The sequence below is a fragment of the Acinetobacter gandensis genome, from assembly GCF_001678755.1.
In the GTDB taxonomy this organism is placed as follows: Bacteria; Pseudomonadota; Gammaproteobacteria; order Pseudomonadales; family Moraxellaceae; genus Acinetobacter; species Acinetobacter gandensis.
This window is the reverse complement of the sequence record NZ_LZDS01000010.1, coordinates 1-26,250: the sequence shown is the minus strand read 5'-3', so window position 1 is coordinate 26,250 and position 26,250 is coordinate 1. Positions and strand designations below refer to the sequence as shown.

General features: G+C 38.7%; 25 protein-coding genes and 1 pseudogene. 13 read left to right on the top strand and 13 right to left on the bottom strand.

Annotation, left to right across the window (positions count from 1 at the left end; all coding sequences use genetic code 11):
- Positions 1 to 74: 74 nt before the first annotated feature.
- From A9J31_RS04725 to A9J31_RS04715, 3 genes are all read right to left on the bottom strand, one after another.
- Positions 75 to 3,014, bottom strand: a complete 2,940-nt coding sequence (locus A9J31_RS04725) for an insulinase family protein (protein ID WP_067762809.1) — start codon at positions 3,012 to 3,014, stop codon at positions 75 to 77.
- A gap of 169 nt (positions 3,015 to 3,183) precedes the next feature.
- Positions 3,184 to 3,954 carry a COG4705 family protein gene (locus A9J31_RS04720; protein ID WP_067762808.1) on the bottom strand — a complete coding sequence of 257 codons (771 nt, stop codon included), beginning with the start codon at positions 3,952 to 3,954 and terminating at the stop codon, positions 3,184 to 3,186.
- 270 nt (positions 3,955 to 4,224) lie between these two features.
- Positions 4,225 to 4,674 carry a GNAT family N-acetyltransferase gene (locus A9J31_RS04715; protein ID WP_067762807.1) on the bottom strand — a complete coding sequence of 150 codons (450 nt, stop codon included), beginning with the start codon at positions 4,672 to 4,674 and terminating at the stop codon, positions 4,225 to 4,227.
- A 280-nt stretch (positions 4,675 to 4,954) separates the two neighbouring features.
- On the opposite strand from A9J31_RS04715, the gene A9J31_RS04710 reads away from it, so the two are divergent.
- Genes A9J31_RS04710 through A9J31_RS04700 form a run of 3 tightly spaced genes read left to right on the top strand, consistent with a single transcriptional unit; the run spans position 4,955 to position 6,910 of the window.
- Positions 4,955 to 5,959, top strand: coding sequence for an adenosine kinase (locus A9J31_RS04710; protein WP_067762806.1), 1,005 nt, complete (start codon positions 4,955 to 4,957; stop codon positions 5,957 to 5,959).
- 14 nt (positions 5,960 to 5,973) lie between these two features.
- On the top strand, positions 5,974 to 6,285 hold the full coding sequence (locus A9J31_RS04705; protein ID WP_171256669.1) for a Rieske (2Fe-2S) protein: 312 nt from the start codon (positions 5,974 to 5,976) through the stop codon (positions 6,283 to 6,285).
- A 16-nt stretch (positions 6,286 to 6,301) separates the two neighbouring features.
- The gene (locus tag A9J31_RS04700) at positions 6,302 to 6,910 is read left to right on the top strand and encodes an OB-fold-containig protein (protein ID WP_067762804.1); all 609 of its coding nucleotides are present in this window, start codon (positions 6,302 to 6,304) and stop codon (positions 6,908 to 6,910) included.
- A gap of 85 nt (positions 6,911 to 6,995) precedes the next feature.
- Here A9J31_RS04700 and A9J31_RS04695 read toward each other — a convergent pair whose 3' ends face one another.
- Together A9J31_RS04695 and A9J31_RS04690 are read right to left on the bottom strand one after the other, a co-directional pair.
- Positions 6,996 to 7,622 carry a YidB family protein gene (locus A9J31_RS04695; RefSeq protein WP_067762803.1) on the bottom strand — a complete coding sequence of 209 codons (627 nt, stop codon included), beginning with the start codon at positions 7,620 to 7,622 and terminating at the stop codon, positions 6,996 to 6,998.
- Between the two features lie 102 nt (positions 7,623 to 7,724).
- Complete coding sequence (locus A9J31_RS04690; RefSeq protein WP_067762802.1) at positions 7,725 to 8,195, bottom strand: DUF6231 family protein; 471 nt, start codon at positions 8,193 to 8,195, stop codon at positions 7,725 to 7,727.
- A 34-nt stretch (positions 8,196 to 8,229) separates the two neighbouring features.
- On the opposite strand from A9J31_RS04690, the gene A9J31_RS04685 reads away from it, so the two are divergent.
- Positions 8,230 to 9,099 (top strand): DUF2797 domain-containing protein, encoded by an 870-nt coding sequence (locus A9J31_RS04685; protein ID WP_067762833.1) that lies wholly within the window; start codon positions 8,230 to 8,232, stop codon positions 9,097 to 9,099.
- Positions 9,100 to 9,179: 80 nt separating this feature from the next.
- On the opposite strand, the gene A9J31_RS04680 is transcribed toward A9J31_RS04685, so the two are convergent.
- From A9J31_RS04680 to A9J31_RS04665, 4 genes are all read right to left on the bottom strand, one after another.
- On the bottom strand, positions 9,180 to 10,082 hold the full coding sequence (locus A9J31_RS04680; RefSeq protein ID WP_245668206.1) for an alpha/beta fold hydrolase: 903 nt from the start codon (positions 10,080 to 10,082) through the stop codon (positions 9,180 to 9,182).
- A 277-nt stretch (positions 10,083 to 10,359) separates the two neighbouring features.
- A complete protein-coding gene (locus A9J31_RS04675) occupies positions 10,360 to 12,225 on the bottom strand; it encodes a SurA N-terminal domain-containing protein (RefSeq protein WP_067762800.1) in 1,866 nt (621 codons plus the stop codon).
- A 131-nt stretch (positions 12,226 to 12,356) separates the two neighbouring features.
- The gene (locus A9J31_RS04670; RefSeq protein WP_067762799.1) at positions 12,357 to 12,629 is read right to left on the bottom strand and encodes an HU family DNA-binding protein; all 273 of its coding nucleotides are present in this window, start codon (positions 12,627 to 12,629) and stop codon (positions 12,357 to 12,359) included.
- 166 nt (positions 12,630 to 12,795) lie between these two features.
- Complete coding sequence (locus A9J31_RS04665; RefSeq protein ID WP_067762798.1) at positions 12,796 to 13,266, bottom strand: phasin family protein; 471 nt, start codon at positions 13,264 to 13,266, stop codon at positions 12,796 to 12,798.
- A 208-nt stretch (positions 13,267 to 13,474) separates the two neighbouring features.
- On the opposite strand from A9J31_RS04665, the gene A9J31_RS04660 reads away from it, so the two are divergent.
- The 8 genes from A9J31_RS04660 to fdx all read left to right on the top strand — a co-directional run bounded on the left by A9J31_RS04660 (position 13,475) and on the right by fdx (position 19,646).
- Positions 13,475 to 14,122, top strand: coding sequence for a hypothetical protein (locus A9J31_RS04660; protein ID WP_067762797.1), 648 nt, complete (start codon positions 13,475 to 13,477; stop codon positions 14,120 to 14,122).
- A gap of 112 nt (positions 14,123 to 14,234) precedes the next feature.
- Positions 14,235 to 14,708, top strand: coding sequence for an Rrf2 family transcriptional regulator (locus A9J31_RS04655; RefSeq protein ID WP_067762796.1), 474 nt, complete (start codon positions 14,235 to 14,237; stop codon positions 14,706 to 14,708).
- 1 nt (position 14,709) lies between these two features.
- Positions 14,710 to 15,927, top strand: coding sequence for an IscS subfamily cysteine desulfurase (locus A9J31_RS04650; RefSeq protein ID WP_067762795.1), 1,218 nt, complete (start codon positions 14,710 to 14,712; stop codon positions 15,925 to 15,927).
- Between the two features lie 104 nt (positions 15,928 to 16,031).
- Complete coding sequence (iscU, locus tag A9J31_RS04645) at positions 16,032 to 16,418, top strand: Fe-S cluster assembly scaffold IscU (RefSeq protein WP_067762794.1); 387 nt, start codon at positions 16,032 to 16,034, stop codon at positions 16,416 to 16,418.
- A gap of 37 nt (positions 16,419 to 16,455) precedes the next feature.
- Complete coding sequence (iscA, locus tag A9J31_RS04640; protein WP_067762793.1) at positions 16,456 to 16,776, top strand: iron-sulfur cluster assembly protein IscA; 321 nt, start codon at positions 16,456 to 16,458, stop codon at positions 16,774 to 16,776.
- Between the two features lie 102 nt (positions 16,777 to 16,878).
- Entirely contained in the window at positions 16,879 to 17,394 is a 516-nt protein-coding gene (hscB, locus tag A9J31_RS04635) for a Fe-S protein assembly co-chaperone HscB (RefSeq protein ID WP_067762792.1), read from the top strand.
- 37 nt (positions 17,395 to 17,431) lie between these two features.
- Positions 17,432 to 19,291, top strand: coding sequence for a Fe-S protein assembly chaperone HscA (hscA, locus tag A9J31_RS04630; protein ID WP_067762791.1), 1,860 nt, complete (start codon positions 17,432 to 17,434; stop codon positions 19,289 to 19,291).
- 16 nt (positions 19,292 to 19,307) lie between these two features.
- On the top strand, positions 19,308 to 19,646 hold the full coding sequence (fdx, locus tag A9J31_RS04625; protein WP_067762790.1) for an ISC system 2Fe-2S type ferredoxin: 339 nt from the start codon (positions 19,308 to 19,310) through the stop codon (positions 19,644 to 19,646).
- Between the two features lie 197 nt (positions 19,647 to 19,843).
- Here fdx and A9J31_RS04620 read toward each other — a convergent pair whose 3' ends face one another.
- The 4 genes from A9J31_RS04620 to A9J31_RS04605 all read right to left on the bottom strand — a co-directional run bounded on the left by A9J31_RS04620 (position 19,844) and on the right by A9J31_RS04605 (position 26,021).
- On the bottom strand, positions 19,844 to 21,307 hold the full coding sequence (locus tag A9J31_RS04620; RefSeq protein ID WP_067762789.1) for an adenylate/guanylate cyclase domain-containing protein: 1,464 nt from the start codon (positions 21,305 to 21,307) through the stop codon (positions 19,844 to 19,846).
- 61 nt (positions 21,308 to 21,368) lie between these two features.
- Entirely contained in the window at positions 21,369 to 21,803 is a 435-nt protein-coding gene (locus A9J31_RS04615; RefSeq protein WP_067762788.1) for an HIT domain-containing protein, read from the bottom strand.
- Between the two features lie 244 nt (positions 21,804 to 22,047).
- Positions 22,048 to 25,506 carry a transcription-repair coupling factor gene (gene mfd / locus A9J31_RS04610; RefSeq protein WP_067762787.1) on the bottom strand — a complete coding sequence of 1,153 codons (3,459 nt, stop codon included), beginning with the start codon at positions 25,504 to 25,506 and terminating at the stop codon, positions 22,048 to 22,050.
- 167 nt (positions 25,507 to 25,673) lie between these two features.
- Positions 25,674 to 26,021, bottom strand: coding sequence for a hypothetical protein (locus A9J31_RS04605; RefSeq protein ID WP_067762832.1), 348 nt, complete (start codon positions 26,019 to 26,021; stop codon positions 25,674 to 25,676).
- Positions 26,022 to 26,067: 46 nt separating this feature from the next.
- On the opposite strand from A9J31_RS04605, the pseudogene A9J31_RS04600 reads away from it, so the two are divergent.
- Positions 26,068 to 26,250 (top strand): annotated as a pseudogene (locus A9J31_RS04600) (IS3 family transposase); the annotation flags it as partial.

Here is a 26,250-nt window from a genome sequence, read left to right as displayed (position 1 = left end):
ACTGAGCGCAATTAGGCTCAGTTGCAATGTAGTACGCTCAAGAGATTTGAACGCCATATCTACCCCTTATTGTTTTAATTTACTTGTTTGATATCAAAGCCTAGCTCAACCAATGCTTCACGTTTTGCCACAGGCGCAACGACTGATTTAGTCGGTTTTTGTTCAAACAGATACTTAACAGCAACGCGTTTTAAGTCGTCTAAAGTTACGTTTAGCAGGCGTTCCCGTAACATTTGACGGAATGCTGGCGTACGCTTATGTAACAATGCATAACATGCAGTAATCGCTTCACCTGCTGGTGAACCCGGTTTATCCATGCTCGCAATCAGACCTAAAATCGCTTCTTCTAATTGATGCGGTTGTTGCTCAGCATTCAGTAACCACTGCACACTCGCTTCAAAATCATTAAAAGTTTCTGCTAAGCGTGGGTCACGGTAGCTATAAAAACGGAATGAACATGCATTGCCATCGTAGCTCGCCCCACCACCATAAGCGCCACCTTTTTCACGAATAGCACTGTGTAAGAAGCCATTACGCAAATAAGCCGCAAGAATCATCAATGGCGCAGAATCTGGATGTGACACTTCAACCGCAGCATATGCTGAAGCACAGAATTGAACATTGGCTTGAATTAACCATGCTTCGTCATTGCTGCTATTGGCAAAATCAACCTGTGTAAGTTCATGCTGAATATTTTCAATCGCAACTTTATCCCAAACGGTTTGCACTTCTTCAACCAAACGGTCTGATTGATGCTCTTCACATACCAACAAGAATTGTTTAGGGGCTTTTAGCAAACGGTTATGTATCAGTTGTAGCTCTTCAATTAAAGCGTTGTAAGCAGTTTCATCTTTTTCAATATTCGCAACTAGATCAGATAACCAGTTCAATGCACCTAAGCCAGTATTGTGATAATCACGTAGTGCCAGTGCACTATGCTGACGGCTAGCCACTTGCATGGCATAGCTGTGTCCCGAACCAGAAACACGAGACTGCCAGCGCGCTTTACGTTGTTGCAACAATTCAACAATACGGTTCTTTTCATCAAAGCGCAGTTGTTCAAAGGCTAATTTTAATAAACGAATCGCTTCAAGATTATTGACCAGTGATTTAGTAGTTAGTGTTAACCAAGCACTGATTTGACCTTTATCATCAGTTTTTGAACGCAATGATGCGCCCATACCTAAACCACCGCTTACAGCAGTTTGTAATTGTTGCAGCTCTAAATAACCATATTCGCCTGCACCCACTTCACCCATCAAAATAGACAGTAAGTTGAAGTATGGCGATTGTACGACTTCATCAGGTATTTGAATCAATACTTGTTGGTAGTAAATACCATTCGTACCAGCATGATAAAGATTTAAAGGTGTATCTAAGCCATTACTGATAATTTCACGGAGTTGACCTTGCACAATTTGTAATTGTGCAGGAATATCTTCTAAACCCACTTTTGGCAACAAATTCAAATCATCTGGGGTATCTTGACGCACATTCAGCGCTTCAGTTTGCGCAATGATTTCAGCTTTCTGCTCTTCAGTCAGTTGAGCGCCAATTTCAGCTAAACGTGCTTTTTCAGCAGCAGCTTCTACCGCATTTTTCTCTGCATCTGGAACTAAAGTCAGTTGTACGCGATGTGGATTATCTAGCAAGTATTCTTGAATTAGGTTTGAAAGCCACATTGGGTCTTTCAACTCTTCTTTGACTTGTTCAATGGCAGTATCCACATCCCAAACATCAATTGGGTCTGAATGGTGAATTGCACTACTCAAGCCATTTAAAATCAAGCTTAAACCATATGGCATACCATCGCCATTGATCTCACGTTGATGCAATTCAATCTGATGCAAAATCGCTTCAACCAGTGCAGCATCTACAGGCTTCGATGCAACATCTTCAAGTACTTTGAATACGCCATTTTTAAACTCTTCAGCATGCTCAGGATTTGAACCTTGAACTGCACAGAAGAAAGTCATTTCAAAGTTTGAATCATCCACACCCATGAATGGGCCTGTTGATTGTGCATAACCACAGGTTTCTAGGTAATGGCGCAGCGGTGATGCTGAGTCTTCCAACAATACACCTTCAACCAAACGCATTCCTAAACGCAATTTGATATTGCTCGCTTCAGGCAATAACCATGAAAGAACATGATAAGTCTTGTCTTTCAGGTCTTCTGCATCCACTGCATAGGTCTCAGTCACAGTGACAGGTGCTGCTAAACGACGCTCTGGTTTAGAGTACAGCGTTTGGCCTTGTTCAAACTTAGACAAGGCTAAAGTTTGAAATTGTTCTTGCAAGTTATAAGCAGGCTCATTACCAAAGGTCATGAACACAGCATTACTTGGGTGATAATGTGATTTGTAGAAGGAAACCAGTTCTTCATAGCTTAAATCTGGAATGTCTTTCGGATCACCACCAGAGTTGTAATGATAGGTCGTTTCTGGGAATAAATGATGTGCAAGTTGATGATAAAGTTGATCTGAAGGTGAACTCATTGCACCTTTCATTTCATTAAAGACCACGCCTTTATAAACTGGCTCACCATTTTCTAGCTCAATACGAATGCCTTCTTGCGCAAAATCCAAAGGATTCAAATTCGCAGCAAAAGCCGCATCCATATAGACTTCAAGCAAATTTTGGAAATCTTTTTTGTTTTGCGTTGCAAATGGATAAGCTGTCCAATCTGCCGCAGTAAATGCGTTCATAAAGGTATTTAATGAACGACGAATCATCAAGAAAAACGGATCACGTACAGGAAATTTTTCAGAACCGCATAATGCTGTATGTTCAAGAATGTGCGCTTCGCCTTTCGAGTCCATCGGCTGAGTACGAAACGCTACTAAGAATACATTTTCGTCATGATTGGTGGCTAAGTGATAATGCACTGCACCAGTAACTTTATGTTTATATTCAGAGACTAAAATGTCTAAGGCTTCAACATGGTGTTGACGTATCAACTGAAACGCGGGATGAACAGTTTGAGAAATGGTTTCAGTGACATCTACAGTCATGTGTGCTCCTAATCTATTACTTTATAAGATACGGCAAAGTATACCTTAAAAAATCCGATCAGGATTCAATGAAACGATATTTCCAACCGTTTTAATCTACTTAAAGCCATCGACCTATCCAATCATGTTCTATGTCTAACCTATCAACTATTATTGTGATAGAAAGGCGCTACTGAATGGATTTGTTTTGATACTTATCTTGACATGTTGACCAATAAATACAGATCAAAATTGCAATCAGCAACACAAAGGAAGCAGCAAATCGACTTAAATCCAAACCACCTGAACTTAGCGGCTTATCCAAAAAGTCGCCAACCACAGCGCCTAATGGGCGCGTTAAAACAAAGGTAGTCCAGAACAGTAAAGTCCGTGATACAGAACTAAAGTAATACAGCAATGCCATTAACACGATGAGACTGGAAAATAACACCATGCCACCGATATACCCCAAACCTGCACTATCAGAAGCCCAATCTCCTAAAGCCGTACCCAAGGTTTGGGAAAAGGTAATGGTCAGCCAATAAAAAATCTCTACCCGTGGCTGATTGACACTATGCGGATTAATTGTGCCTTCAACTTTGTACCAACTGAATAAAGAAACCAGTACCAGCCCAATTAAAATTAAAGTTCCGCCTAAATAGCCAATACCTAAGGAACGATCAACAAAATCTGCTAAGGTCGTCCCTACTGTGGTACTGGCAATAATGGTTGCCCAATACAGATATGACTTATAACTTTTGGCTTGTATCTGAAAATATAGTAATACTATAAATATCGCTGCGAAAATAAAGGTACTGACCAAATATCCCAAATTCATGGACATTGAAATTGCATCACCACCGGTTTCACCAAAAGTGGTCGCAAAAATCTTCGTGATCCAAAACAAAGCGGTAATGGCAGGAACTTTGATTAAATGCTGCCGAAGCTCAGTTGTATCCATACCTTATTTCTCTATAAATATTTATCCTTATCATTGACTGCAAAACTTAATTATTTATTAAGGTGCTGTAAGAAGTTATATGAGTCAAATTAAATATTAATCTACTTAGGCTATTTTATTCATCTTCAAATTCAGCTCATCCTTTCATTCAGTTAAATTAAAGCATCTCACCAAACTATAGATACAAAAAAGCATCCCGAAGGATGCTTTGAGAGTTTATAGACCATTTCAAACTTTAAGATTTAAACCTATTAGCTGAAAAAGGTGCCGCTAAACTAAATATTTAAAATAGTTGTAGTTTGGATGACTCTCTACAAACACATAGTTTTGCTTTTGATAAAAACTTGCTGCGGATTTGGTATCTGTATTTAGACACAGTGCTGAAAAATGTTTTTTTGCCCCCTTTTCAAGTTCAATGAGCAATTGCTTCCCCACACCATGTTGACGGTACTGCGGATGCACATAAAAACGGCGCACACGACCAATACGTTCTTCAATACCAGTATCACCCCATTGTTGATTCAAGCCGCCACAAGCAATTAGTTTATCGCCATCATAAGCCAATAAAAGCTGTTCGCCAGTTTGATCAAAACGGTTTTTACCACTACGAAATTCTTCGATTAAACGGTGTATAAACACATAGCCTTCATGCTGCGCTAAAGCAGCAATATTTTCAATTTGAGCTGGCAACTGGTCAGCTTGGCGAATAGTTATTTCCATATATCCACACTTTTTAATCAATTTATCTATTTATATCAACAGCAAAATTCAACTTACTGCACTTAAACCCTGTAGCTCTATAAGATTAAAAAAATAGCTTTTATACAATAGCAAAGCTGATTAAAACGGCAACAATTTAAAAAAAATATTCAAAAAAATGATCAATATGAGTGAAATATATACACACTTGTCTTCTAATTGAATTTTCTTCAACAAACTACAGCAATCCTGAGCAATCGTGTAAACTTAACACTTTCATTTTTTGATGTGATTGAACAACATGGCAACAGTTGACCTTTTTGCAATTGGTAACGCACTTATTGACCAGGAATTCAAAGTCTCCGATGACTTCCTAACTCAACAAAATCTGCAAAAAGGCACCATGCAATTGACTGATGGTGATACTCAGGCAGCTTTGTATAACAACCTTCAAGCGACTCAGGAATATAAAGGTCAAGCTTCAGGTGGTTCTGCTGCCAATACAACTGTAGCTTTCAGTGCCTTAGGTGGTTCTGCATTTTATGCATGCCGTGTAGGTAATGAAGATCTTGGTCAAATTTACTTAGAGGGTTTAAACCAAGCTGGCATTCAAACTGCAACCCAATCAATCAGTGAAGGTGTGACCGGTACATGTATGGTACTTGTCAGCCCTGACTCTGAGCGCACAATGCATACCTATCTTGGTATTACTGCTGAATTGACTGATGCTCAAATTGACTTTAGCACATTAAATACTGCGAAATGGTTATATATTGAAGGCTATCTCTCAACCTCTGACACAGCTCGCCAAGCAGTCAAACAAGCCCGCAAAATAGCGAAAGCTAATGGTGTGCAAATTGCCTTAACACTCTCCGATCCAGCGATGGTGCAATATGCACGTCAAGGCTTAGATGAATTACTCGATGATGGCGTTGACCTTTTGTTCTGCAATGAACAAGAAGCACTCATGTACACAGAAACTGATAATTTAGAATCTGCACTTGCTAAATTGCAAACACTAAGTAAACACATTGTCATTACATTGAGTGCCAAAGGTGCTTTAATTCATAACGAATCAGCGACATTTACCGTGCCTGGTCGTAAAGTGACTGCTGTTGATGCCAATGGTGCGGGTGATGCTTTTGCAGGCGCTTTCTTATATGCACTTAATGCAGGCCATGATTATAAAACTGCTGCACAACTTGCTATTTTAATTTCAAGTGAAGTTGTTTCTCAATTTGGTCCTCGCTTAGACGTTGAAGACTATGCTGCCCTATTACAGTCATTTCAAAAGGAATGTGCTTAATGTTTAAAATCTGTATGACAGATGACGTGCCTGAACGTGAAGCACGCTCTTTTGAAACACCAGATGGCGATACCATTTTCATCACTCAACGTGATGGTATGTTTTACGCTTACCAGAATTTATGTCCGCACTTACAAGTCGAATTAGAGTTTTTAGAAAACCAGTTTCTAGACCGTGACCAAGAGTTCATTGAATGCTCAACACATGGTGCTCTATTCACTGTAGAAACAGGCGAATGTATTTCTGGCCCTTGCCAAGGTCAAGCGCTTGAAAAAGTAAGTATTAACGTGCATTCTGATGGTGGAATTTACCTCACAGAAGAATAACCTTTGGAACTTCGCCATGTCCGCATTTCTCACAGACAGCAACTTAATTATTTTTCATTTAAGTTTATTGGCTGTGCTTTTGTTGGGCATGGTGGAAACCATTGGCTATTACATTAATTTTAGACCGACACAATTAATAAAGCGCATATTTCCACAGCGTTTACATGAATTAGCATTGCTCAATGTAAAATTCTCTAAATCTTTGATTTTATTTTTCTTGTTAATGAATTTTAGTTTTGCAGGCTATGTGTTGCAATTTTGCATTCATGCACAAGAAGGACACTTTGTACCTTCATATTATTTATTCCTTCCCGCACTGATTATCGCAATATTTTTTACTGTTTTTATGATTCATTGCTTAGATCAAGTCGTCCCACCAAAATATAAAAAACATTCAGTCAATTTACTCGGTCGTTTAGCGACGATTTCGAGTGGTAATGCTCGACCCGGCTTTTCTGCTCAAGCACGTGTACGAGATGAATTTGGTCAACTGCATTATGTACAAGTTGAACCTGAATTTGGGGAACTTGAATTTCAATCTCAAATTATTTTAATTCGGCAAAAAAAATCACATTATGTCGGCAAAAAAATCTGCTTATCCAACCGACTCTTTAATCCTTCTTGAACTTGCAACCACAAATCAAATTATTAATTTTTTTAAAGCCCATAAAAAAAGCCAGTCTAAACTGGCTTTTTACATTCAATCAGACTTAACGTTTTAAGAAACCTGAAACCATATTGAGTACTTGTTGAATATCATCATTGGCTTCATTTTGATTTGTTTGACCCGCTTGCGGTGTTAATGAATCAATAATTTGTGGTAATACAGTTGAGATTGCACTATAAACATCTTGCTTCGGTGTTTGTGTTTCCTGCGCCACTTGTTCAATTTCAGCATCATCAAATAAATTTTGTACTTGCTGAGTGTTTACAGCTGCATTCTCGCCCGGTCCTGTAGACACCCAGTCATCTACTTGACTGGTTAGACCTTGTCCACGTAATTTATCCAATGCACCTTGTAAACCACCTTGCTTTTGAATCCATGCCAAGACCAAAGGCAATACTGCAATTAAAATTGTAGATGCGCCACCGCCAGAAGTACGTTGCTGTGGTTGCGCAGCGCCACCCAACTGACCCAGTACAGAACCTAAAATACCACCCAAACCACCTGCCTGATTTTGAGCGTTGGTTTGTGTGTTTTGAGTATTTGCATTATTACCCAACTGACCCAATACAGAACCTAAAATACCGCCTAAGCCACCTTGTTGGTTTTGAGCACCTGCTCCACCTAACGCTTGCTTTGCTAAAATTTCCACAATGCTATTTAAATTTGTCATTTTATTATTCCTAGATAAACCTCGTTACAGCATACGTGGGAAAAGACAATTCAATAAGTGCAGTTTGTTATTTTTTGCAAAGATTAGACAACTAAATCATTGTTACCAACGGAATTTATTCCAATTTTCTGGGTTCGCCCAAAACTTAGAGTTAAACCAATCTGGGATATGTTTATAGGTTAAAATATTAAATTGCCACAATGCAAAGTCACTATCATGAGTGGTCTTATCAATTAACTGAGTAAAGCCAAGTGCACGCAATAATTGTTCATCTTGTAATGTACTCACCACCACGATTCGTTTTGCCAGCAAGTCCCGTAGTTTGACCAACATCTGAGATTTTTGCTGCTCATCTAAGCCTCGCATCATTTCGCTATCCAAAATCACAAAGCCAAGATCAAATCGCTGGGTAAAAGGCAGACTTAAAAACTCAGTTACGTTAAAATGATGCCATAGAATTGGATGAAATTGATTGTATTGTTCAAGATTTTGACCAATACAGATTGCGGTTGAAATAGGCTGCTCTTTCGACAAATCGTCTAGCATAGAAGTGATGACATTTTGTTCAGCCATTTGCCGCATCCTTATTATTGAAGAGAGAATTCGTATGGAACTACAAGGCATTTGCCATAAAATGCATGCAGGTCTTAAGGACCTTAGTGTAACTGATCAACATACACACAAGGCAAATGTTGAGTATAAATTTATTCTAGATCGTTCAGAAGTTGACCTACCATTTAATTTAGGTCAAGAAATTGAGATTGAAGCGACTGGAAATATTTACTGTGTTTCTTGCGGAGCAAAAACGCCAAAATCATATTCACAAGGCCATTGCTTTAAATGCATGAAAACCAAAGCCTCTTGTGATATGTGCATTATGAAGCCTGAAACTTGCCATTATCATTTAGGCACATGCCGTGAAGACGATTTTGCACATGAAGTTTGCTTCCAACCGCATATCGTCTATTTAGCAAATTCGAGTGCCTTGAAAGTGGGTATTACCCGTCTTGGACAAATGCCAACGCGTTGGTTAGATCAAGGCGCTACACAAGCTCTCCCCATTATGAAAGTTGGTTCTCGCCGTCTTTCAGGACAGCTTGAAGTCATGTTTGGTACACAGGTTGCCGATAAAACAGATTGGCGTAAATTGCTTAAAGGCGAAGCTGATCCTATTAACCTAATTGAAATCCGAGATCAATTGGTTGAAGAGTTTGCACCCAAAATTCAAACCATTCGTGATGAATTCAGTCAAAAGCTCGAATTCAATGAAACGGTTGAATTACTTGAAGATGAATTGCCTCGTCAATTTATTTATCCTGTGGACGAATATCCTGAAAAGATCAAGTCACATAATTTGGATAAGACTCCGATTATTCGTGGAAAATTACAAGGCATTAAAGGTCAGTATTTAATTCTAGATACCGGTGTAATCAATATACGTAAATACACGGGTTACGAGATTAAGGTACGTACATAATCTATTAAATCTTCTAATAAGCAAAATAAAAGCGAGAAATATCTCGCTTTTATTTTTAGATTGTACTGCTCAATAGACGGTTATTTCACTTTTGATAAAAACATCAAATAAGGCTGTACCACCAACTGCTCTGCTTCAAGTATCGGCAGATGTCCAACACCATTCAATATCAAAGGTTGTTCAGCATTTTTAAATAGCGCTTTTAACTCATTAGCCACATCCACATTAATAATTTTATCTTGCTTTCCCCACACGATAAACACAGCTACATCAATGCCTCTAACCAATAAAGCGAATGCGTCTGGAGTATAATATTTAGACATCGCAACCAATTGATCAACCATTTTTGTTGTATTTTTCGATTGGTTGATCATGAGCTTTTCCTGTCCAGTTTTAATTTCCTGCGGAATAAAAGGTGGACTTTGCATTGCTAGGCTCATTAGTCGATCAAAATCACCTGTTTTACGCACAACTAAATCATTAAGCTTCGTTGTATCCTTTAAGTAAATCGTATTTGCAGTTTTAAATACACCCGCTGTATCGACAAGCATCAATGATCTCACCTCTAATGGATACTGTGCTGTATAGAGCATAGCAACTGCACCACCCATTGAGTGACCGGCCACATGCAAGTTTGGATTCAGCTGAGCAGCATCAATAAACCGTCTTAACTTTTCTGTTTGGTTCGGTATAGATAGGTCAAACTGATCTGTAACAATCGTTTCCCCATGCTCGGGCAAATCAGGAATAACAACATGATAATTCGGTGTTAAGTAACGGGCTACACGGTTCCAGTTATCACGTGTACCTGACAAACCATGTAACAGTAGTAGTGTTGGCTTCCGCGAATCTCCACCCTCGCTATACGCCCACTCAATATCGTTATTTTTTACTTTCTTACTCGTTAATCCAGCCCATGCTCTTTCTTGTTGCAATACATTTTGAAAATTTATTTCGGCAGAAAAAGTGCACATGCTAAACATCGTAAGCAGTAATCCTATCATTACTTTAAAGGAAGAATAGGAAATTAAAGCTTTTCTGTAATCGATAAAATTTTTAAGATTCAAACCGGTTAAGTGATCCATCACATTTATCCTTTATTGCTATTACATTATTTTTATACGTAATTTTCAGTTTTAACTTTTAATCTAACTGATTTAATCCATCTTGGCATTTGCACACTCGCTAAAATAAATTTCTTAATTGAGCAATTTAGCCAAAAAAAACCAGCCCGAAGGCTGGTCTTTAATCCAAAATCAATTATTTGATTTTTGCATGATCTTTTAAATAACGTGTGTAATCATCAAATTCTTGCTGACCACGTAACTGTTGATAAAGTTTCGCAAGTTCACCTAACTGCTCACCAGTTAAAGCATCATCAGCTTGTTTTTTCACGTTTGTTACAGCAACAACCACCAATTCATTTGGTAAATTTGTTGTTGTCACTGACCAGAAACCTTCTTTAGGTGCTTTTACACTAAATGCAGCACGCTGAATTTCACGTTTTAATAAACCATCAGCACGCGTGAATGTGCCTGCATTTTCAAAGTTTAAATTACCTTTAGCAACTGACGCAGCCGGTTTAGCAGCAAACTCTTTTAATGCTGTTTGAATTTGAGCTTTAGCCGCATCTGAAGCTTTTTGCTCAATCAATTTCGCTTTTACCTTCGCTTTCGCTTCAGCTAAAGTTTGAACGCCTGCTGGATGATAATTACGTACTTTAACCCAAACCACATCGCCATTTTTTAACTGAATGCTTGAAGATACGTTACGATCACCATTTTTCACATCATCATTAAACAATTTAACTTTAACGTTAGCATCGCTTAATACAGGATGTTGTGAAGATAGCGTCAAGCCATTGATTGATTGAACTTGTACACCTTTAACTTCCTGACCTACCACATCAAGAGCATCGCTGCTTACAACCATATCATTCAGACTATTTACAGTATCTGAAAAGACATTAGCAGTTTTCGCTTGCGCAACTTCAGCTTGTAGACGCGCTTTTTCTTGCTCCAAACTACCAACATTTGCTTTTGGCGTTACCGTTTCAATTAAATGATATCCCGCATCAGTTTTCACTGGTGCAGAGACTTGTCCAGATTTTGAACTTACTACAGCAGCATCAAAGGCATCACCAAATACACCTTTTTCATACGTTGCAAGCTCACCGCCTTTAGCTTTAGATGCAGGATCTTCAGAAAACTGAGCTGCAGCTTGATCAAAACTCATACCTGCTTTAATTTTCGCAGCAATACTATCTACTAATTTCTTAGCTTCTGCATCAGAACGCGTATCTGCAGTAATCATAATATGCTTCACAACAGGCTTCATCGCTTGCTGTGCTGTTTCTACATATTGGTTATAAGCCTCTTGCAATTCAGCATCAGTCGCTGGTGTAGCCGGCGCAGCGACATTTGCTGGTGTTAACACAACAAAGTCTGCATCCACGCTCGTTACTTGTTTAAACAAGTTTTTATGCTTTTCATAGTAAGCTGCAAGTTCTGCATCACTCACTTTCACATTTTTCTTATAATCTTCAAGATTGATACTCGCCAACTGAATAGTACGCTGTTCAGTTTGCAAATTAGCAATTTGCAGAATATCTAACTTACTTACTAATGCATAATTCATAAATGTTGTAGATAACATTTTCAATGCATGGTCTTTACGTAAATTATCAATGAATGCGCGATTCGTCATACCAATTGATTCAAGGTATTTCGCAAACTGCTCATCAGAAAACTGACCATTGACTTGGAAACTCGGCTGCTGATGAATCATTTGCACAATTTGTGCATCACTCAAACTAATGCCTAACTTGTCAGCTTGTTGTAATAACAATTGGCGTGATACCAAAGTGTCCATTGCTTTATTGCTAATGAAATTTTGGTTTAATAAGGTCTCATCACCTTGAGCATAAGCAAGATATTGTTCTTTTAAAGAGTTCGTGAGTGCTTCGAGTTCTTTTTGAGAAATTTCAGTACCGTTTACAGTCTTTGCTGTATCTTTTGATCCACCACTAAAATATCCTTCAATACCTACAAGTGCTAAAGGGGTCAAAAACAAAACGAGCAAGACCTTGCCCAACCAACCCTTAATGACTTTACGAAACGATTCCATAAGTATTCCAATATTTTATTTGCGGTGAATTTTAACCGAAAACCCGTGATGAATGAATGCGATATATTGATTAATCACATTTACCAATAAAAAACGCGCCAAAAATGGCGCGTTTCATGTGCTTAACAGAATTAAGCTACAGAATCTTTCAAGCCTTTACCAGCTTTGAAGCTAGGTACTTTGCTTGCTTTGATTTCTAAAGTCGCACCAGTTTGTGGGTTACGACCAGTACGTGCAGCGCGTTCTTTAACGCTGAAAGTACCAAAACCAACTAAAGTTACTGTATCACCAGCTTTAAGCGCGTTGGTAACAGCAGCAATCGTTGCATCTAAAGCTTTACCAGCGTCAGCCTTAGATAATCCCCCATTGTCTGCAATTGCATCAATTAATTCTGATTTATTCATGAAAATTACGTCCTCTTAATATCGTTTATTTAAGGTCCAAGAATGTGTTTAAAACGCCATAGCGCCTTTATAGCAATGCTTTAGGGTCAAACGCAATACTCCTGAACCTCTTTTTATGCAAAAAAAATGACGAAAAAACCTTGAAAATTAAATAATAGTTAAAACATTACTGTTTTTTTCGTATTTCTGTCCGCAATTGGGCATTTTCTTCGGCTAATTGGTCAATCTTCGTATGTAATTGAAGTATAAGCCTTTCTAAGTGCTGTAAATCCTTTACAGTGACCAATCCTAAACGGTTTAAGGAATGATTAACACCATTATCTAAGATTTTTTCAACTTTATCTTTTGTATCTGTAACCGACTCTTTGGCTTTTTCAGAGACTTTTTCTACAGTTTGGTCTGCAATATCAATGGTTTTTGATTCAAGCTCTTCTCCAACCTTGACCAATGAGTCAAAAAGTTTATTTCCCTCACCTTCAGCACGTGAAAAAGCACCTAAACCTGCCAACCAAATTTGCTTGGTATATTTACGAAAATCCATCTTAGATTTTCGGTCTGAAAATCCTCGATTTCTTGACTTTGGTGGTTTTTCTACCTGTTCTTGCACATCATCGTTCACGCTTTCGGTATTTTCCATAAGCTGCACTTCTCCTGATTGTTTTATGTGCGTACTGACATGTAATCCTACAAATTCTCAATAGAATAGCAAACATAATACTTGATAGATTCGTTAAACTGTTCTACAAAGCTGGTGAATTGCAAAGTTTTTGGTATATTCTTAGTTCGAAGATGGGCAGGAAGCTCATTACACAATGCATTGATGTTTTTTAAAGGACCGATTTTTTATGAGCGATACGCAACAAGGTCAAGCTCAACCTCATTTGTTGCTGACGATGACATTGATTGTTCTAGAGACTATTTTTACCTTTATTCTCAAACATGATCGTGTTGTCGCATTACAAGCGAAGAAATTTGTCGATCAAAAGATTGCTTTAAAAATAAATAGCTACATTCCTTATTTTGACTTTTATGTTCAGTTTACTGAGCATGGCATCTTATTTGATACTAAATCACCAAGCAAAGCCATTGACCTAGACGTGCGTACTACATTGATGGACTTGGTTAAAATTTTTGTTTTTGGTAATCGCAAAAGTATCAAAAGCATGCGTATTGATGGTGACATCGTCCTCAAAGACGAATTCCGTGATTTAGTTTCATTATTTAGTGTTCCAAAAATTTTAGCTGATTGGAAACATTGGTTATCTGAACCTGTCGATGAAAACAATGTTGTTGCATCGAAGAAACGTATTGCCCCGCTTTTAGAAAAAATTGAGCAACAACGTTCAAAAATCAATACATTACAGGTTGAAGTGAAGCAATATAAAAACCGTATTAAACGTATTGAACGTCGTCAAAAGCGAATTAATATCGTATTTAGTCTAATATCTGTTCTTTTAATAACGTTATTAGTGTATAATGTGTGGTTCAATTAAATACATAATTTTTCACATAAAATAAAACATTTAAACAACATCAAAAAAACTTGACTATTTTAGTCAGGATTCATAAAATCTGCACATCTAGACTTAACATGTGTATCGAATCATGCGCTTAACAACTCGCGGTCGCTACGCAGTGACTGCCCTACTTGATCTCGCTTTGCAGCCTACTGAACAGACGATTACTCTTGCCGAAATTGCAGCTCGTCAAACCATTTCAGTAGCTTATTTAGAGCAGTTATTTGCTAAATTGAAGCGTCACGGCTTAGTGTCCAGTATCCGTGGAGCAAATGGTGGTTATCACCTTGCTCGTAGTGCTGAAGACATCACTGTTTTGGAAATTATTGAAGCTGTAAATGAAACAGTTGACGCAACGCGTTGTGACCATAAAGGCAACTGCCAAAATGGTGCGATGTGTTTAACTCATGATTTATGGCAGGAACTCTCCCACCACATTGCCGATTATCTTGCAAAAATCACCCTTGCTGACCTAGTAGCACGTGACAACGTTCAAACCGTATCACTTCGCCAAAACTCAACAAATTTTGATTCAGCCCTTTTATCGGTTACAGGTATTTGACATGAAGCGTCCTATTTATCTTGACTATGCAGCAACTACTCCTGTAGACCCTCAAGTCGCAGAACGTATGATGGAATGTTTAACGTTTGACGGTACTTTTGGTAACGCAGCGTCACGTTCTCACGCTTACGGCTGGCAGGCAGAAGAAAAAGTAGAATATGCTCGTGAACAAGTAGCCAATCTTGTAAAAGCTGATCCACGCGAAATCGTATGGACTTCAGGTGCGACAGAATCTGACAACCTTGCACTAAAAGGTATTGCTCAGTTCTACGGTTCTAAAGGCAAACACATTATTACAAGTAAAATCGAACATAAAGCGATTCTTGATACATGTCGTGAGCTTGAAGAAGAAGGCTTCGAAATTACTTACCTTGAACCAGAAGCTAAAACAGGTTTAATTACACCTGAAATGGTTCAAGCTGCACTTCGTCCAGACACAATTCTTGTTTCACTCATGATGGTAAACAACGAAATTGGTACTGTTACTGACGTTGCTGCAATTGGCGAATTAACTCGCGCAAACAAAACTTATTTCCACGTAGATGCTGCTCAAGCTGCTGGTAAAGTAGAAATTGATCTTTCAACTATGAAAGTTGACTTGATGAGTTTCTCTGGCCATAAAATCTATGGCCCTAAAGGCATTGGTGCACTTTATGTACGTCGTCAACCACGTGTACGTATTAAAGCGCAAATGCATGGCGGTGGTCATGAACGTGGCATGCGTTCTGGTACACTTGCAACTCACCAAATTGTGGGTATGGGTGAAGCATTCGAATTAGCAGGTAAAAACCTAATTGCAGAACAAACTCGTCTACGTGTACTTCGTGACAAACTTTGGAATGGCCTACAAGGTCTTGAACAAGTTTTTCTAAACGGCCACCCAGAACACAACGTTGCAAACTACTTAAACGTAAGCTTCAACTTTGTTGAAGGCGAATCGTTGATGATGGCACTAAAAGATGCAGCAGTATCTTCAGGTTCAGCATGTACATCTGCAACCTTAGAACCATCTTATGTGCTACGTGCACTTGGTTTATCTGACGAACTAGCGCACAGCTCAATTCGTTTCAGCTTCGGTAAATACACAACTGAAGAAGATATTGACCATGTACTTGAAATTACTCAAGCTGCTGTAGAAAAATTACGTGATCTTTCTCCACTTTGGGATATGTACAAAGAAGGTATCGACCTTAACTCTGTAGAGTGGGCTGAACACTAATTCATTCCAATGAAATCGCTTTTTATTGAGGCGATTTCATTGATTAACTTAATTTCACCCTCATATTAAATCTTAAGGCTGACCCCGAGGTTTGGAGACGCATCATGGCTTATAGCGAAAAAGTAATTGATCATTACGAAAACCCTCGTAATGTTGGTATTTTAGATAAAAATGCAGAAAACGTTGGTACAGGTATGGTCGGTGCACCTGCATGTGGCGATGTAATGCGTTTACAAATTCAAGTAGATGACAACGGCGTAATTGAAGAAGCTCGCTTCAAAACTTATGGCTGTGGTTCTGCAATTGCTTCTAGCTCTTTAGTAACAGAATGGCTAAAAGGCAAAACGCTTGATGAAGCTCAAGCAATCAAAAATATTGATATTGCAACTGAACTTGCTCTTCCACCAGTAAAAGTACACTGCTCTGTACTTGCTGAAGATGCAATTAAAGCTGCTGTAGAAGATTACCGTAGCAAGAAAGTAAAAGCTTAATTGTTCACGCGTTTTAAGAAAGATTAACGGAGTTTTCATGATCCATTTAACTGAAAATGCTGCAACTCATATCAGCAATTACCTATCAAATCGCGGTAAGGGTGAAGGCATTCGCGTTGGCGTGAAAACTTCAGGCTGTTCAGGCTTGGCTTATGTACTCGAATTCGTAGATGAAATCGACACACATGACCAAGTATTTGATCAGCACGGTGTTAAAGTTTTTATTGACCCTAAAAGCTTAGTTTATCTTGAAGGTATGGAGATGGATTACGTCAAAAACGGTTTAAACGAAGGCTTCGAATTTAACAACCCGAATAAAAAAGGCGAATGTGGCTGTGGTGAATCGTTCACTGTTTAAGCCTACACTTCCCTCTTTTGGCATTAAAACAGTGTAATATTCACTGTTTTAATTGCATTTAAAGCACCACTTTTTGCACATCTATTGCGGACCTTATCTCCCATGAATCATTTTGAGTTGTTTAACCTTCCCGTAGCACTCGATATTGATTTAGCAGTTTTAAAATCAGAGTTTTTAAAGTTGCAGCAACAATATCACCCAGATAAAGCCGAAGACAAAGATCTTGCGCTGATTAAATCAAGTGAAATTAATCAAGCGTTTAAAGCTTTATCCAATGTAGATAGCCGGGCTGCGTACCTCCTAAGTTTAAAAAAACAAGATTATCATCTCGATCAATCGATTAGTGATTTTGAATTTTTGCAGGATGCTTTAGAAATTCGTGAGCAGTTAGATGAGGCTCAATCAGCCGATGATCTAAGCTCTCTTAAAACTGAAGTTCAGCAATGGATTGATGGCTTGGTACGTGAGTTCAAAATTGATTATGACGACCAAGACTGGGCTGAAGCGCGCGATACCGTTCGTAAACTCCGCTTCTTCCAAAAAGTAATGGCTGATATCGACAAAACTGAAGATCGCTTCTTAGACGATGACAGTTTTGACTTAGATGATGATTTTTAATTTATTTTTAATATTTGACGCTCAAAGGATGTAACACATGGCTCTCTTGCAAATTGCAGAACCTGGTCAATCAAGTGCGCCGCATGAACACCGTATTGCAATTGGTATCGATCTTGGCACGACACACTCGTTAGTAGCCACGGTACTTTCAGGCAAAGCAAAAGTGCTCAACGACGAACACGGTCGAGTGTTACTTCCGTCAATTGCACATTACAGCGAAAACACATCGCAATATGGTGATGATGCAAAACCGTTTTTAACGACTGATCCAAAAAATACCATTGTGTCTGTTAAACGTTTTATGGGTCGTTCTAAAGCAGATATTAAGTTTCAACATCCCTACGAACTTGTAGGTGAAGCGAATGAGATGCCTGCTTTTGAAACCAGTCAAGGCCGTAAAACGCCTGTTGAAGTGTCTGCAGAAATTTTAAAACAACTGAAAGACCGCGCAGAAAACAGTTTAAAAAATCCTGTAAATGGCGCGGTAATTACTGTTCCTGCTTATTTCGACGAAGCTCAACGTCAAGCGACACGTGATGCAGCGCAACTTGCTGGCCTAAATGTTTTACGTTTATTGAATGAACCGACTGCTGCTGCAGTGGCATACGGTTTAGACCAAGACACCAATCTAGCTCATGACCAAAACTATGTGATCTATGATTTAGGTGGCGGTACTTTTGACGTTTCTATTTTACGTTTTTCACAAGGTGTATTTGAAGTTCTAGCTACAGGTGGTCACACTGCTCTTGGTGGCGATGACTTAGACCGTCTTATTGTGAAATGGGCAAAGAAACAACTCAATATTGAAACCCTAGATGATGCTGAATATGCACATTTTATTGTTTCTGCACGCAAAGCCAAAGAAGCGCTAACAGATGCTGAAAGTGTAGAGCTTAAAGTTTTAGACCAATCTTTAACTTTAGACCGCCCTACCTTTGAAGCCATCATTAAAATTGCTTTAGACAAAACCATCAGTGTCTGTAAACGCGTGATGCGTGATGCCAAGCTTGAACTTGACGACATCAAAAATGTGGTTTTGGTCGGTGGTTCGACACGTTCTTATGCGGTGCAAAAAGCGGTTGCTGACGTCTTTAATCAAGAACCACTTTGCACAATTAACCCAGATGAAGTGGTTGCAATTGGAGCATCGATTACAGCCAATCAGTTGATTGGTAACTCGAAAGATGGCTCTTTACTACTTGATGTTACACCACTCTCACTCGGCCTAGAAACAATGGGTGGATTAGTAGAACGTTTAATTTCACGTAATACTGCCATTCCAGTTGCGCGTCGCCAAGAATTTACCACTTATCAAGATGGCCAAACAGCGATGTTGATTCACGTTGTTCAAGGTGAGCGTGATTTGGTTGAGCATTGCCGTAGCTTGGGCCGTTTTGTGCTTCGTGGCATTCCACCAATGACAGCTGGTCAAGCACGCATCGAAGTGACTTTCCAAGTTGATGCTGATGGCTTACTGAGTGTTTCAGCAAAAGAAACGACTTCTGGCGTACATGCACAAATTGATATCAAACCATCTTATGGTTTATCAAGCGAAGATACCGAACGTTTGCTTTTAGATGGCTATAAGTTTGCTGAAGAAGACAAAAATTTACGTCATCTACAAGAAACAAAAGTAGAAGCAAAACGTGAACTCGAAGCGCTTGACCAAGCACTAAAAGTTGATGCGCATTTGATGACTGAAGCGCAACAAGCCTCTCTAGCATCTGCCCGCTCTGTACTTGATGAAGCATTAGAGACAACAGATATCAAAGCTATTGAACATGCTGTAGAACAGCTTAAAATACATAGCGATGCATTTGCCGCTGCACGTATGAATCAGCACATTGATGCCGCATTAAAAGGCACAAAACTCGATGACTGGTCAAACTCAAATTAATTTATAGGTAAAGACTATGCCACGTATTAAAGTATTGCCTCACGCAACGATTTGCCCAAATGGCGCTGAGTTTGAAGTAGAAGCAAATGCCAACCTGTGTGAAAGCATGTTAAAAAACGGCATTAAAATTGAACATGCTTGTGATATGTCTAAAGCATGTACAACATGTCACGTGATTGTACGTAAAGGTTTTGATGGCTTAGATGAAATGGATGATGTTGAAGCAGATCTACTTGATCGTGCTTGGGGCTTAGAACCTGACTCACGCTTATCTTGCCAAGTTAAAATTGAAAATGAAGACTTAGAAGTTGAAATTCCGAAGTACACCATTAACCATGCTTCTGAAAACCACTAAAAACTAAAGTCTTGTAATAAAATTTGTGATTCCAAGAAGCCAGTGTTTACGCTGGCTTTTTTGATGAAAACAATTCAATCCGTTTACTTACAAACAATAAGCTTTATAAAACTTACCAACATTATAAAAATGGATTGCTCTAGAGAAATGGTTCGCAATGAAAAGTAAAATGTCCGAATGTGACTTTTAATTATAAGTTAGTGAAATTCGGTCTTTTTCACTTCTTCGATCACTTCATCTTCTAGATTTAACTTAACAATACCTTCGGAATTTGTCATTTTTTGCTGGGTTTGAAGGCGTTTAATCATTCGCTCTAATACATGAATCAACTCAGGATATTCAAAGTTTTGAACTTCATCCAAGTTCAACAGTAAATGAAAACCTTTATACTCGTAATCGAACCAGCGTTGGTAATCGGTTTTTTGTGATGTGTATTTTTCCATAACTTGCCATGTACGAACTGGCCCTTTTATCCCTTTTAGGAAAATAGGTGCTTTGGGTGCACAGAGGTAATCACTTTTAATTAAATGGTGTGTATCATCAGAAATTAAGATTTCATCGACTTCTGCAGCACTTTGTAAACGAGCTGCCAAATTGGCATCACGACCGACAATGGTATAAGCCATACGATGTGCAGCCCCATAATTCCCTACGTGACAATAACCCGTCGAAATACCCATGCGGATATGTAATGGCGGATAACCCATTTTAATCCAACGTTCGCGCAACAATTTCATTTGTTGACGCATGGCCATCGCCATTTCAAGACAAATTTTCGCGTCTTGCTCAACACCTTGACTGTGTGGATCACCAAAGAAAATGAGGATTGCATCGCCCATAAACTTATCAACCGTGGCTTCATATTGCTTAGCAATTTCGGTCATGTGACTGAGATAGTCATTGAGTAAGAATGCTAAATCATCTGGAATAAGCGTTTCAGAAAGTTCGGTAAAACCCTGAATATCTGAAAAGAAAATAGTCATCTTCTTACGTTTATATTCAATTTTAGCTTCAGACTCACCTTTCATAATCGATTGCCAAAGCTGCATTGGCGCATAGCGACTAAGTTGGTTTGCAAACTCCATATAACGATTCATTTGATCGTAATAGTGGTCTTTTTTATTGCTGATATATTGAACTTGACTGCGCTGATAAAAGGTACCTACACCAAAGTAGGTAATCAAACACATAAAGCCAAGCACTGTTAACTCACTGCTTGTTGCCTCGAAATATTCTTGGAATCCAAATACATAGATATTACAGATGTAAAATACTGCAATTCCAATCAAGCTTGCTAATGACAATAAGAGAAAATTAATTTTGTTGTAAATTGAAGTATAGAGCAGTGCAAAAATAGCTAAGAACGTCAGCACTAAACTTAAATGAACTGCCGACAGCATCACTGAAATAATCACAATATCAATGAGGAATAAAACACTACGCTTTACCCGATTGCTATAACGATAAATTAACCAGTGAGAAAGTTTTGGCGTAATCAGTAAAAGAAAGAACAAAAATACAGGAATGTAAATTTGGTATTGCGTATCCGGCTGGGTGTAATGATAGACAACAACCACCAAAGACAGCATGATATATCCCATCATACGATGGAAATACTCAAACTGTTTAGGTTCTTTGCTGATTAAGTTGTCTAACGGCACTTAGTCGCTCCATTACGGACATTCATTCTTCTACCATCCTGATATTGTCCGTAAATCGGGATTAGTCCATACGCCAGTCAAATGGCATATCACCTTGGCCACGAAGCGCAAGCATTAATGTTTGACGCATATGAGCCAATACATCATTGTTGTAAGGAACTGCTGGCGTACCCCAAACTGGTTTAGGCCAAGCCACGTCATTTTGATAACGTACTACATGATGAAAATGCAATTGTGGAACCATGTTACCTAAAGCAGCAACATTCATTTTGTCCGCACGGAATACACGTGATAATTGGCTTGATAACCAACTAGATTCACGTAAGAATTGTTCTTGGTCTGCCTGACTCAATTCATAAAGTTCAGTAATTCCAGGCACACGTGGAATCAAAATTAACCACGGAAATTGCATATCATTCATTAAACGACATGTTGACAGTGGAAAGTCGCCTACATAAAACGTATCTTGAGCAAGTTGTGGATGTAAACTAAACATATCTTTATAAATGATGCAAAATTAGAATGATGGCTAATACTATCACATCCTTAGAGGTGTGAATATTCTGCACAGAGCCTTTCATTACAAATAAACTGCATTTGAAATAACGCTCTGCTTAATTACGACTTTAATAAATTTTTAAGAAAAATCAAGCGTTTCTTCATAAGAAACACTACCTGATCAGTGCAATGCAGCAACTTGTTCAAGTTAAGCTGCATTTTTTTCATATTCGGCTGATGATTTAAGATAATTCTTTCAATAGGCTATCGAGTAAGTCATTGATAAATTTAATACGTTTATCGTACTCTTCAAGCATTACCATAACTTTTAAACGTTGCCCGCCTTCCATTCTGAAGAAGGTTGGATGTTTCTGCATCATTTGAATAATTGAAATCGCTTGTACAGGTGTATCTGGTGAAAATTCGATACTACCGCCATGTGAACTAATATCAATTTTGGTAATACCCAATTGCTCTGCTTTGAGGCGTAATTGATGGACAGAGAACAATTGTTTTACCGACTGTGGCGGTAAACCAAAGCGATCAATCAATTCCATTCGAATATTATCGAGTTTTTCTTGCGTATCTGTATTACTAATACGCTTATAAAATAATAAACGTTGATGAACATCACCTAAATAATCATCAGGAATCAATGCAGGCATATGTAAGCTAATTTCAGCAGTCAACGACAATGGCGAATCAAAGTTAGGCGTTTTTCCTTTTTGGATGGCTTTGGTGGCTTTTTCCAACATTTCCATATACAAGCTATAACCAATGGTTTGCATAGAACCACTTTGTTGTTCACCCAATAATTCACCTGCGCCACGAATTTCCAAATCTTCAGTGGCGAGCATAAAACCGGCACCTAAAGTTGAAGCGCGAGAAATTGCATCTAGACGTTTTTCAGCATCACCTTTCAGACCTTTAATTGAAGGCACCAATAAATAAGCATAAGCTTGATGATGGGAACGTCCAACACGACCACGTAATTGGTGTAATTGCGCCAAGCCAAGTTTATCAGCACGTTCAATCAAAATGGTATTGGCATTTGGCACATCAATACCAGTTTCGATAATGGTTGAACACACCAATACATTGTATTCTTTGTGATAAAACTGCTGCATCACTTGTTCAAGTTCACGCTCCCTCATTTGACCATGCGCAACTGCGACACGTGCTTCAGGCACCAGTTCACGTAAACTTTCCGCTGCACGTTCAATTGTGTCGACCTCATTATGCAAGAAATATACTTGACCACCACGTAACAACTCGCGTAATACAGCCTCTTTAATGGCATCACCAGTATGTTCTTGCACGAAAGTTTTCACCGCTAAACGACGTGCCGGTGGTGTTGCAATAATCGAAAGATCACGCATACCACTAAAAGCCATATTTAAAGTTCGTGGAATTGGAGTAGCAGTAAGTGTCAACATATCAACATCTGCACGTAATGCTTTTATACGTTCTTTATCACGCACTCCGAAGCGGTGTTCCTCGTCGACAATCATTAAACCTAGGTTTTTAAATTGAATACTTTCCTGCAAAATTTTGTGCGTTCCAATCACAATATCAACTTTGCCGTCGGCTAAGTCTTCAATGGTTTTTGTATGACTCTTAGACGAACCGAATCGAGAAAGTACTTCAATTCTGACAGGCCAATCGGCAAAACGATCTTTGAACGACTCATAATGTTGCTGTGCCAACAAGGTCGTCGGCACGAGAACCGCTACTTGTTTGTTATTTTGTACAGCAACGAAAGCCGCACGCATTGCAACTTCAGTTTTACCAAAGCCGACATCACCACAGACCAAACGATCCATCGGTTTAGCTTGTTGCATATCATACAAAGTGGCTTCAATTGCATTGGCTTGATCAAGGGTTTCTTCATATGCAAAACCGCTCGCAAACTGCATATATAAACTTTGATCTAACTCAAAACCATAACCTGGCTTCGAATGACGACGTGCCTGAATATGCAGCAGCTCCGCTGCAACATCATGTATTTGTTCTAAAGCCTTACGTTTGGCTTTACTCCAAGCATCCGTACCTAACTTATGTAAAGGTGCAAGGTCAGGGTCGCCGCCGCTATAACGGCTAATTAAATGTAAATTCGTGACAGGTACATAAACTTTCGCTGCATCTGCATAGTCTAATTGCAGAAATTCGTGATCTTGATCATCAATACTTAAAGTGATTAAACCTGCATAACGCCCAACACCATAGTCGATATGAACAACAGGTGCACCAATATTCAGCTCAGTCAGACTGCGTACAAGAAACTCTTCTGAGACTTCCTGTTGCCGCTTTCGACGACGCTGTACCACACGATGTTCATATAACTGATTTTCAGAGATTACACTGAGCTTATTACTCAGTAGCAAGCCACGATCTAAAGGTGCGTTGGTGATCGCAATTGCATGCATTGAAGTAATGAAATCATCAAAACTTTCAACAGTTGGAATATCACCTAAACTCGGACGTAATGCATCTTTAAGTGTTTCTCGGCGACCAGCACTCTCAGCAACTAACAATACTGGATAATTTGCATTATCAATATATTGCTTAACTGCGCTAAACGGTTTTTCTTTTTTTGGATCGACTGGTAAACGTGGTGGAATTTCAGCAGCGAGGTTGAGCACACCTGCTTTTTCATCAAAAGGTTCTGCTGATGCCACAATACGACGCAACTTATTGAGTTGTTCTAAAATGTGGTTAGGTTGTAAAAATAATTGTTCAGGCAGCAATATCGGTTGGTCGACATTATGACGACGGTCTTCATAACGACGAACTACATCTGCCCAAAATTGCAATAAACTGTCATCGACAGCCTTATCTGTAATGACAACGCCATTCTTTGGTAAGTACGAAAATAGCGTACTTTGCTCTTGCATGGCTTTTTCAGAGAAAAATAAGGGTAAATAAAACTCAATACCCGGTGATGCAATACCTTCTTGTACATCTTGGTAAATTGGGTTTTTCTTTGGATTTGCATTTGGAAAGCTTTCCGCATAACGATCACGAAACAATGAACGTGCTTCTTTCAGCGGAAACTCCTTGGCAGGCAAGACTGTAAATTGTTCTAGATTTTGTGTGGTACGCTGCGTTTCAGGGTCAAAAAACTTTAAAGTATCAATTTCATCATCGAATAAATCTATGCGAATCGGTGCACTTTGTCCCGATGCATAAATATCCATAATGCTTCCACGTACAGCAAATTCACCATGATCATAAACAGTATCAACCAAGTGATAACCTGCCTGAATCAAACGCATTTTTTGTTGTTCTAGGTCAAACTTTTGCCCAACATTTATATCAAAATGTTCACCCAACACCCAAGATGCAGGCGCAACACGCTGTGCTAAGGTTGAAGCTGACAGTAACAATACTCCCTGCTGCGGCATATTCGATAATATTGCTAATCTCTCAGAGACAATATCTTGATGTGGAGAAAGTCGATCATAGGGCAAAATTTCCCAATCAGGGAAAATTGTGGGTTTAATTCCGTAAAATTCCAGCTCACTTTCAAGCTGCCCCAGATGCTGGTTATTTCGCGCAACAATAATAAAAAGCTGCTTCGATTGCTTACTAATTTCTTTAAATAATAATGCCGCAGATGAGCCTTGTAAGTTACCGACCCATCGCTTTTCACCAGCTTTAAGCTGCTTAAGATTGAGTTGTGAAATTTCTTGCTGGAACATGATGTAATAAGCTTTTAATGTTTTAATCACCTGAGCAACATATTAACACGATGCATTTTACATGCGTGATTTTCTAATGATGTTCAGGTGAAATTACAACACAATCGATAAGTTAAAACATGGCAGAGAATATTGAATCGCAAAATTAAAAGCCAAATTTTCCGGCTTTATTTTTTGTCTCGAATAAACTGTCGATAGTAATCATTTAACAATTTTAGATATTGCTTAAATTGCAATAAGTTTTCTTCTGTATTCCCTAATCGAGCAACAAAGCGTTGATTGGCAATTTCTAAATCAATCTTTTCATTGATAATCATTGCAGCTGAATAGAGTTGCTTTAAATCGTCAAAATGCGTTAATTTTCGATTTGACAAATATTCCAAACGCTCTGACAAACTGTTTAAAACGACACCATCAATAATATAGCCTTTCACATCATCAAACTGAATGCGATGTTCATCTAAGTACAATTGAGAGATGGATCCGTAAATTTGAACAACTCCTATAAGTGATATTCTGCTCCTCAAATGATGTTATAAACATCAATATATGGAGTATTTTATGGCACGTAGACCAAGAAGAAATCATTCAAATGATTTTAAAGCTAAGGTAGCACTTGCTGCGATTAAAGCAGAAAAAACACTTGCTGAATTGAGTGCTGAGTTTGATGTTCATCAAAACCAAATTATTGACTGGAAAAATCAATTGATCTCAGCTTCCTCGCAAGCTTTCGATCAATCAAAA

Coding starts and splice junctions, on each gene's coding strand:
- A9J31_RS04615 (WP_067762788.1), bottom strand. CDS start 21,803: ATGTTTAGTTTACATCCACAACTTGCTCAAGATACGTTTTATGTAGGC.
- A9J31_RS04720 (WP_067762808.1), bottom strand. CDS start 3,954: ATGGATACAACTGAGCTTCGGCAGCATTTAATCAAAGTTCCTGCCATT.
- iscA (WP_067762793.1), top strand. CDS start 16,456: ATGATCCATTTAACTGAAAATGCTGCAACTCATATCAGCAATTACCTA.
- A9J31_RS04705 (WP_171256669.1), top strand. CDS start 5,974: ATGACAGATGACGTGCCTGAACGTGAAGCACGCTCTTTTGAAACACCA.
- A9J31_RS04650 (WP_067762795.1), top strand. CDS start 14,710: ATGAAGCGTCCTATTTATCTTGACTATGCAGCAACTACTCCTGTAGAC.
- A9J31_RS04690 (WP_067762802.1), bottom strand. CDS start 8,195: ATGGCTGAACAAAATGTCATCACTTCTATGCTAGACGATTTGTCGAAA.
- mfd (WP_067762787.1), bottom strand. CDS start 25,506: ATGTTCCAGCAAGAAATTTCACAACTCAATCTTAAGCAGCTTAAAGCT.
- A9J31_RS04660 (WP_067762797.1), top strand. CDS start 13,475: ATGAGCGATACGCAACAAGGTCAAGCTCAACCTCATTTGTTGCTGACG.
- A9J31_RS04680 (WP_245668206.1), bottom strand. CDS start 10,082: ATGTTTAGCATGTGCACTTTTTCTGCCGAAATAAATTTTCAAAATGTA.
- A9J31_RS04695 (WP_067762803.1), bottom strand. CDS start 7,622: ATGACAAATTTAAATAGCATTGTGGAAATTTTAGCAAAGCAAGCGTTA.
- A9J31_RS04715 (WP_067762807.1), bottom strand. CDS start 4,674: ATGGAAATAACTATTCGCCAAGCTGACCAGTTGCCAGCTCAAATTGAA.
- A9J31_RS04675 (WP_067762800.1), bottom strand. CDS start 12,225: ATGGAATCGTTTCGTAAAGTCATTAAGGGTTGGTTGGGCAAGGTCTTG.
- iscU (WP_067762794.1), top strand. CDS start 16,032: ATGGCTTATAGCGAAAAAGTAATTGATCATTACGAAAACCCTCGTAAT.
- fdx (WP_067762790.1), top strand. CDS start 19,308: ATGCCACGTATTAAAGTATTGCCTCACGCAACGATTTGCCCAAATGGC.
- A9J31_RS04670 (WP_067762799.1), bottom strand. CDS start 12,629: ATGAATAAATCAGAATTAATTGATGCAATTGCAGACAATGGGGGATTA.
- A9J31_RS04710 (WP_067762806.1), top strand. CDS start 4,955: ATGGCAACAGTTGACCTTTTTGCAATTGGTAACGCACTTATTGACCAG.
- A9J31_RS04725 (WP_067762809.1), bottom strand. CDS start 3,014: ATGACTGTAGATGTCACTGAAACCATTTCTCAAACTGTTCATCCCGCG.
- A9J31_RS04665 (WP_067762798.1), bottom strand. CDS start 13,266: ATGGAAAATACCGAAAGCGTGAACGATGATGTGCAAGAACAGGTAGAA.
- A9J31_RS04685 (WP_067762833.1), top strand. CDS start 8,230: ATGGAACTACAAGGCATTTGCCATAAAATGCATGCAGGTCTTAAGGAC.
- A9J31_RS04700 (WP_067762804.1), top strand. CDS start 6,302: ATGTCCGCATTTCTCACAGACAGCAACTTAATTATTTTTCATTTAAGT.
- hscA (WP_067762791.1), top strand. CDS start 17,432: ATGGCTCTCTTGCAAATTGCAGAACCTGGTCAATCAAGTGCGCCGCAT.
- hscB (WP_067762792.1), top strand. CDS start 16,879: ATGAATCATTTTGAGTTGTTTAACCTTCCCGTAGCACTCGATATTGAT.
- A9J31_RS04655 (WP_067762796.1), top strand. CDS start 14,235: ATGCGCTTAACAACTCGCGGTCGCTACGCAGTGACTGCCCTACTTGAT.